We start from the raw sequence: 6091 nt of genomic DNA on the forward strand, positions 1-6091 counted from the left end.
TCACCAGCGTCGTGTCCGGCTTCATGGCAGGCCCCGCAGCGGTTGCAGCAGTCTGCCAGCTTGCCAGCGCTCAAAAACACGACATCTGTAAATAGCCAGAACACGACATTAGGACGTAGCCCTCACAAGTAAAACTGCGATAAATTATATTATGTTAAATACGCCGGCTGCCAGCCTCGTAACCGGTTGCGATGTGACCGATAACGGTCTATATTTAGTCCTATTAGACCCAACGGAGCGCCCCATGCACCTCGCCGATCACGTCAAGCCGATCAGCTACCTCAAAAGCGAAGCCGCCCAGATCGTCAAGGACCTCACCGACTCGGGAGAGCCGCTCATCATCACGCAGAACGGTGAAGCAAAACTCGTGGTCCAGGACGTGCGAACCTACGACGCGACCCAGCAGACCATCGCGCTGCTGAAGATCCTGGCCATCGGCCAGAAGCATATCGAGCGCGACGACCATGTCGACGGCGACGAATTCTTCGGGGAGCTCAACGAACTCGACCGCCAGGAAAAACTTCGCTGATGCCGGCCTCGCCGCTGAAGTACCGCGTCCTGCCGACCGCGCGGATCGGCATCGACGAGCTGAGAAGTTACATTGTCCGAACCTTCGGATGGGAGACCTGGCGTCAGACATCGGCGCAGATTCAGGAAACCATCACGCAGATTCGCCAGTATCCCAACAGTGGCCATATTCCTGCCGAACTCGAAGGCTTCGTCGATGAGCGTTTCCGGCAGGCCCTATGCGGCAGGAACCGGATCATCTACCAGGTGCGGGACGACACGGTTTTCATTCACCTCGTGGTCGATACGCGACGCGATCTGCCGGCCCTGCTCCAGAGGATCGTCCTTCGACTCATGTGAGCGTCAGGATGACGCAGCAATTATCCGCCGGGTGACGGCAATGACGACATCTTCGTCCTCCTGGCTTCCTGTAGATTATTGTGACCGTATTGGAATGCGGGAGCTCGGCCAGCGAGCCGGGGTTGGAGCGCAGTAGTGCCCGGGCGGACGCGGGATTCCTAATGGCCGTCGTTATCCTTAGTTATCCTCTTTGCCGCGGTGCAGCCCAGCGCCCTATTTTCGTTGCCTTTTCTTGAACCTGATATGCGCGACTGCCGTCGCGGTAGTCGTCATTCGGGACACCAGTATTCAGCCTCCGTCTTGCGGCATTGCGGAATCCGTCGCGGCGAACACTGGCCTGGGAACTCCGTCCCTGGCATCGCCGCCTGCGTTAGCCCCGGGTGCGCGATTTCGCCGCTCAACGCTGTCCGGATGCAGCACGTCGAGGACTGGCCGCCCCCTTTCCGTCAGGTGCGCGCGACGCCTGCCCACGGAGCCGTGTTCCAGCATCACCAGTTGCCGTTCGAGGAGCGCGTCCAGTTCGGCGCGGTTCATGTCGAGCTGATCCGCTGCGTGGCGAACCAGCATCAGGGTTGCAAATTCGTGTGGACTGAGCATTGACTTCTCCCGTCAAGAATGGAACCGTGAACCGGGGCACGGTGCGGAAAAACGAATCGTGCTGAATAGCCGACGCGGGCATTGCTACCCTGCAGAGGGGCGTCTTCACCCGGATGATTCCTGTCGCCTCGTTGATCTCCTTGCCCGTCGCCGGATTGCGTGCCAATTCCATCCGCTGGGCGATCAAAACAACGGGACTGGTTGACTGAGCCCCGTCCCTCAAAGGCTGTCTCGCGCCGCCGTTCGGGTGCCTTGCCTGTTTTCCCACCGACTTCCCCCCGTTTTTTTATGAAGGCTCTCCATCTTCCCTTCGTGCGCCTCCACTTGAAAACGTCACGTTCCTGTACTGTGGCCGAAAACCGGCCGGGATGTACTTGCCTGTCCTGACAGGGGCGGTGCAATACGTTCGCATTTCTGGGGGGAGTTTCACGCGCCGAAGCAGTGGCGATCAGTCTTCAGTGCTCCTGCCGGGTCATGCCTTCAGCCAAGGGCGGCGTTGCGCGTGCGCCCCACCTCCGCTGCCTTGCTGAGGTAAGACCCGATGGCCTCAGGCGTGCTGACGCCCAGCATCACCAAAGCGAACGTGCCGTCGCGGTACACCATGAGTGCGTGCGCTGTGGCACCCGGCGGCCCGGTACGCTTCCACGAGCCCAGGGTAGCGCTCAAGCGTGGCGCCGAGCTCAGACGGGTTTCGTCCGGCTGCCAGTCATTGATGCTGCCCCACCACCGGGTCGTTGCACCGTCAATGAACGCGATCACCCACACAACGGTTCGCCTCAGCACGGGCTGCCCGAATCAGCGCGACCTGGGGGGATCTTTCATTCTTCATCCCGCTCCACGCGCGCCTGCAGCTGCGCGCTGGCGCGAAACTTTACGATGCGGCGTGCCGTAATGGGCGCAGCGACGCCGGTCTGCGGATTGCGTCCGGGGCGCGGTGGCTTGTCACGCAACGCAAAGACCCCAAACCCGGCAAGCTTGACCGTTTCGCCGGCAACCAGCGTGGCGCGTAGGGTCTCGAAAAACGCCTCGATCATTTCAGTCGCCTCCTCCCGGCTTAGCCCCGCACGATCACACAGCGCCGCGATCAGATCAGCTTTCCTGAACGTGCGAGTGCGCGCCGCGTCGGCCGTCCGCATGACGGGCCAGTCGCGCTTCATCGACTTGCTTCGGACTTGAGTTGGCCCGGCTGCGCCGGACGGCTCTTTCGCTCCGGCTCGGGCTGAGCGAGCAGTGGATTGGCTGCATGCCCGGGGCGACTTGAAGACAAAACCCCGCGGAACCCATCGCTGCTACTTCGTGCCTGCACTGCAGCAATAGGCGAGCAGGAATGTAGGAATCCCGGGCGTCTCTGCCACGATCGTGCGGATGTCCTTGTTGAGCTTGGCCATCGCTGCGGACACATAGTCGGGAGCCGGCAACTTGTTCGTATTGAAGTCGTGGACAGCCACAACAATGGCCTTGTTGTCTGCCGTCATGGGGTGGGCAAGAGCCCGATCTTGTTCCGAGAACCTTTGTTCGCGCATTGCGACAGCACCGACTCGCCCCACGCAACAGCCGTGGGTACCCGACATTACGTGAATTGTATGCCCGTCGCCCTTTAGCCCCGCAGCGATCTCCTCAAGAGCCGCCGCGACGTCCCTTACGTTGCATTCTCCATGGAACCCCCAAATTTGCACAGCACCAGGGGTGTCATCGGTAATTTTTGCCAGCTCTGCCATATAAATTTACGAAGGAGATATTGGAAACGCGATGTGATGCACCGCCTAACATCAGCAAGGTGCCGAACCATTCCTGAGCAGCTAGTGGCTCAACCTGATCCTACTGATTTAAGAGGTGCCGCCCACTACTCTGAATCAATCTTTCAACCGTTGGCGAGCCCACTTGGTTACCGCACACTGCCCGCGCGAGATAATATTTTCGCCTCCTGGGGGGAGAGACACAAGACAATTAACATCAAAATAATTGATATGTAGTTCAGCCAGAACAAACTGTGTGGGGCAGCAGTTTTTTTCATGCGGCCCAGTGCAAACATTTCCACTGGCCGCCCCGGCAAGAGCTGGCGGTGGACGAGACGTACGCCAAGGTGCGTGGCCAGTGGAAATACCTTTATCGCGCTGCGGACAAGGCCGGAAAGACGGTGGATTTCCTGCTTCGAGCCCATCGTGACAAGGCTGCCGCCCGTCGCTATTTCGAGAAAGCCATCGACGAGAACGGCGAGCCCGGAGACCATCACTATGGATAAGAGCGGCGCCAATCTGGGTGCCCTGCACGCCATCAACGCCGAACGGGAAGCGCCCATCAAGATCCGCCAGGTCAAATACCTGAACAACGTTGTCGAACAGGACCATCGCTCCATCAAACGGATTGTCAAACCCATGATGGGCTTCAAGGATTTTCGTTGCGCCCGCATCATCCTGTCGGGCATCGAGTGATGCATATGATCAGGAAGGGGCAGATGAAAGCCGCTGGGATCCAGTTGACTGCTGCCGAGCAATTTTATTCGCTGGCCATGTAAGTAATCCTCATCATATCGGGGCTTTCTCGCCCCGCCAACCTGATCGCGACAGAGCCTCTGATCGCGGCGTCTTTCATGGCGGGACCGGGCGGTATTCTTTTCGGGAAGATAATCTGCCCGGTTACCGAGATGAATCACAATGAAGTCGACTCACTGGAGTTCGATAAGAAGCTAGCTGCCAACGTCATCGATGCAGTTGCCGCGGGCGGTGCTGTTGGCGTGAAGATCGCAATGCACGTGGCGGCGATGCTGATCACTTTCATTGGTCTCATTGCCCTGCTCAATAACATGGTCTCAGGCATCGCAACCTTCATCGGGTTCCACGATGTAACCTTGCAGTCGCTGCTTGGGCTACTCTTCTCACCACTTGCGTGACTGATCGGTGCACCTTGACACGACGCATCGATCGCCAGAAACTTCATTGGCGTGAAATTGATCTTGAACGAGTATGTTGCTTATACAGGTTTGGCACCGTACCTGCAAACTACAGCTTAGGTTGCCGCAAGCGGGCTGCAAATCTTGACGCCTAAAACATTGGCGATTGTCTCATTCGCATTGTGCGGGTTCGCCAATTTTTCCTCGATCGCAATCTTGACTGGTAGCTTCGGCGCGATCAACCCGGACATCCGCGGACGCGTCGGCCGATATGGTCTGCGGGCGCTGACTGCGGCCACTTTGTCGAACCTGATGAGCGCGACCATTGCTGGCCTTTTCGTCTCGCTAGTCAACTGCGTCATTGAAATGGCACTCGTCGAATTCGCCGCGATGGATCGTCGTACTTCCATTTAATCGGTTTGGGATTCTTGTTGTGCTCGCGGATACAGCAGCTTGCGCTCCAGATCCTTTACCGTGGTGAAGATGCCTCACTCAATCACGTCGCGCTGGATGCGCGAGAACCAGTTCTCCACCTGATTGAGTCAAGAGGTATAGGTCGGCGTGTAATGCAACCGCACGTTTCGGTGTTGCCGCAGGAACTCTTGCACGCGCGGGATCTTGTGGCTGCTGACGTTGTCGCAGATCATATGGATCTCTTGTTTGGGCCGCTGGCTAACGTCGGTGAGAAAGGCCACGAACTGCTCGCTGGTATGGCGCGGCGCCGTCTTGCCGATGACTTCCCCCGTCGTCGTGTTGAGCGCGGCGATCAGGCTCAGCGTGCCGTTGCGCTTGTATTCGATGCCGTGGCTCTCGGCGCGTCCGGGTGACAGCGGCAGCATCCGGTCTTTACGATCCAGGGCCTGAATGACCGTCTTCGCATCTACGCAGAACATCGCCGCGCGTGCGGGCGGGTTCAGATACAGCCCGATCACGTCTGCCGCCTTGGTCTCGAAGTCAGGATCATTTGAAACCATGTGCGTATCGAGCCGATGGGGCCGCACGCCGTGCTTTCGCCAGATGCGCTGAATCGTCGACGCACCCACATCGCCCAAAGCAGCAGCAAGCTTATAACTGCTCCAATGCGTCGAGCCGTCCGCAGGTCGATGCTTGAGCGTGAGATTCAGAACCCGCGCCTCCAGCTTGTCAGGCGGATGCACCGGAGCTCGTCCCAGATGGCGCGCGTACAGGCCTGCCAGCCGCTCGGCCAGGAACCGGCTCGACCAGCGACTAATGAAGCGGGAGTCACAGCGCAGCCGCTGCATGATCGCCTCACGTGTCTCTCCGTCGTCAAGCATCAGGACCAATCGGGCACGCCGCGTGTCCGCTGCGCGCACCGTTTGGCTACGAGCCGCCGACAGCAATTGTTTGCGCTCAAGCGGGACTAGTGAGTCGCGCGATCACGTCGTAGGCATTGGGTTCGTCAGTCGTGGCGGCCTCACGCGACAAAGTGATGGAGCGCTCGAGACAGGTGGATCAGTTTATAGCTTCCCTAATCTAACAGGCTGTTGAATTTGGATCCCGTGTAAACGGGGTTTGAGGGACGAGCGTTATGGATATCGTGTTCATGATCTTTGGTAGCGGATGCGATGCGCGGAATGGATGAGATGCAGGGTCAAGCTGGAGGACTTCGTCCCGGCAGATCACCCATTGCGACCGATCCGGTTGCTGGTGAATGATGCGTTGAAACGACTCAACGGGCTGTTCAGCGTCATCTATGCGGACACCGGCCGTGTCTCG

Annotated in this window: 6 protein-coding genes and 4 pseudogenes; 5 read left to right on the forward strand and 5 right to left on the reverse strand. The window is 58.7% G+C overall.

Features of this window, described 5'->3' with window-relative positions:
* The first annotated feature begins 244 nt into the window (after positions 1-244).
* A complete protein-coding gene (locus AB3X98_RS41765; RefSeq protein WP_069269038.1) occupies positions 245-529 on the forward strand; it encodes a type II toxin-antitoxin system Phd/YefM family antitoxin in 285 nt (94 codons plus the stop codon).
* Positions 529-867, forward strand: coding sequence for a type II toxin-antitoxin system RelE/ParE family toxin (locus AB3X98_RS41770; RefSeq protein WP_083245687.1), 339 nt, complete (start codon positions 529-531; stop codon positions 865-867). The genes AB3X98_RS41765 and AB3X98_RS41770 overlap by 1 nt, the downstream gene beginning before the upstream one ends.
* 288 nt (positions 868-1155) lie before the next feature.
* On the opposite strand, the gene AB3X98_RS41775 is transcribed toward AB3X98_RS41770, so the two are convergent.
* The 4 genes from AB3X98_RS41775 to AB3X98_RS41790 form a co-directional block, all read right to left on the reverse strand.
* The gene (locus AB3X98_RS41775; protein ID WP_368607143.1) at positions 1156-1464 is read right to left on the reverse strand and encodes a hypothetical protein; all 309 of its coding nucleotides are present in this window, start codon (positions 1462-1464) and stop codon (positions 1156-1158) included.
* 480 nt (positions 1465-1944) lie between these two features.
* Entirely contained in the window at positions 1945-2130 is a 186-nt protein-coding gene (locus AB3X98_RS41780) for a hypothetical protein (RefSeq protein ID WP_368607142.1), read from the reverse strand.
* Positions 2131-2282: 152 nt separating this feature from the next.
* Positions 2283-2621: an integration host factor subunit alpha gene (locus tag AB3X98_RS41785; protein ID WP_368607141.1), complete on the reverse strand. Its 339-nt coding sequence runs from the start codon at positions 2619-2621 to the stop codon at positions 2283-2285.
* A 132-nt stretch (positions 2622-2753) separates the two neighbouring features.
* The gene (locus tag AB3X98_RS41790) at positions 2754-3182 is read right to left on the reverse strand and encodes a hypothetical protein (RefSeq protein ID WP_368607140.1); all 429 of its coding nucleotides are present in this window, start codon (positions 3180-3182) and stop codon (positions 2754-2756) included.
* A 344-nt stretch (positions 3183-3526) separates the two neighbouring features.
* On the opposite strand from AB3X98_RS41790, the pseudogene AB3X98_RS41795 reads away from it, so the two are divergent.
* Both AB3X98_RS41795 and AB3X98_RS41800 read left to right on the forward strand, forming a co-directional pair.
* Positions 3527-3979 (forward strand): annotated as a pseudogene (locus AB3X98_RS41795) (IS6 family transposase); the annotation flags it as partial.
* A 51-nt stretch (positions 3980-4030) separates the two neighbouring features.
* Positions 4031-4702: pseudogene (locus AB3X98_RS41800) on the forward strand (nucleoside transporter C-terminal domain-containing protein); the annotation flags it as partial.
* 10 nt (positions 4703-4712) lie between these two features.
* On the opposite strand, the pseudogene AB3X98_RS41805 reads toward AB3X98_RS41800, so the two are convergent.
* A pseudogene (locus AB3X98_RS41805) lies at positions 4713-5715 on the reverse strand (IS630 family transposase).
* A gap of 225 nt (positions 5716-5940) precedes the next feature.
* Between AB3X98_RS41805 and AB3X98_RS41810 the strand changes: the two are divergent.
* Positions 5941-6091: pseudogene (locus AB3X98_RS41810) on the forward strand (IS5/IS1182 family transposase); the annotation flags it as partial.

Source organism: Paraburkholderia sp. BR14312 (genome assembly GCF_040948675.1).
Taxonomy (GTDB): domain Bacteria; phylum Pseudomonadota; class Gammaproteobacteria; order Burkholderiales; family Burkholderiaceae; genus Paraburkholderia; species Paraburkholderia nodosa_A.

What these genes read in the sequence shown, in the direction of transcription:
- AB3X98_RS41765 (WP_069269038.1), top strand. Translation starts at nt 245, where the DNA reads ATGCACCTCGCCGATCACGTCAAGCCGATCAGCTACCTCAAAAGCGAA.
- AB3X98_RS41770 (WP_083245687.1), top strand. Translation starts at nt 529, where the DNA reads ATGCCGGCCTCGCCGCTGAAGTACCGCGTCCTGCCGACCGCGCGGATC.
- AB3X98_RS41775 (WP_368607143.1), bottom strand. Translation starts at nt 1,464, where the DNA reads ATGCTCAGTCCACACGAATTTGCAACCCTGATGCTGGTTCGCCACGCA.
- AB3X98_RS41785 (WP_368607141.1), bottom strand. Translation starts at nt 2,621, where the DNA reads ATGAAGCGCGACTGGCCCGTCATGCGGACGGCCGACGCGGCGCGCACT.
- AB3X98_RS41790 (WP_368607140.1), bottom strand. Translation starts at nt 3,182, where the DNA reads ATGGCAGAGCTGGCAAAAATTACCGATGACACCCCTGGTGCTGTGCAA.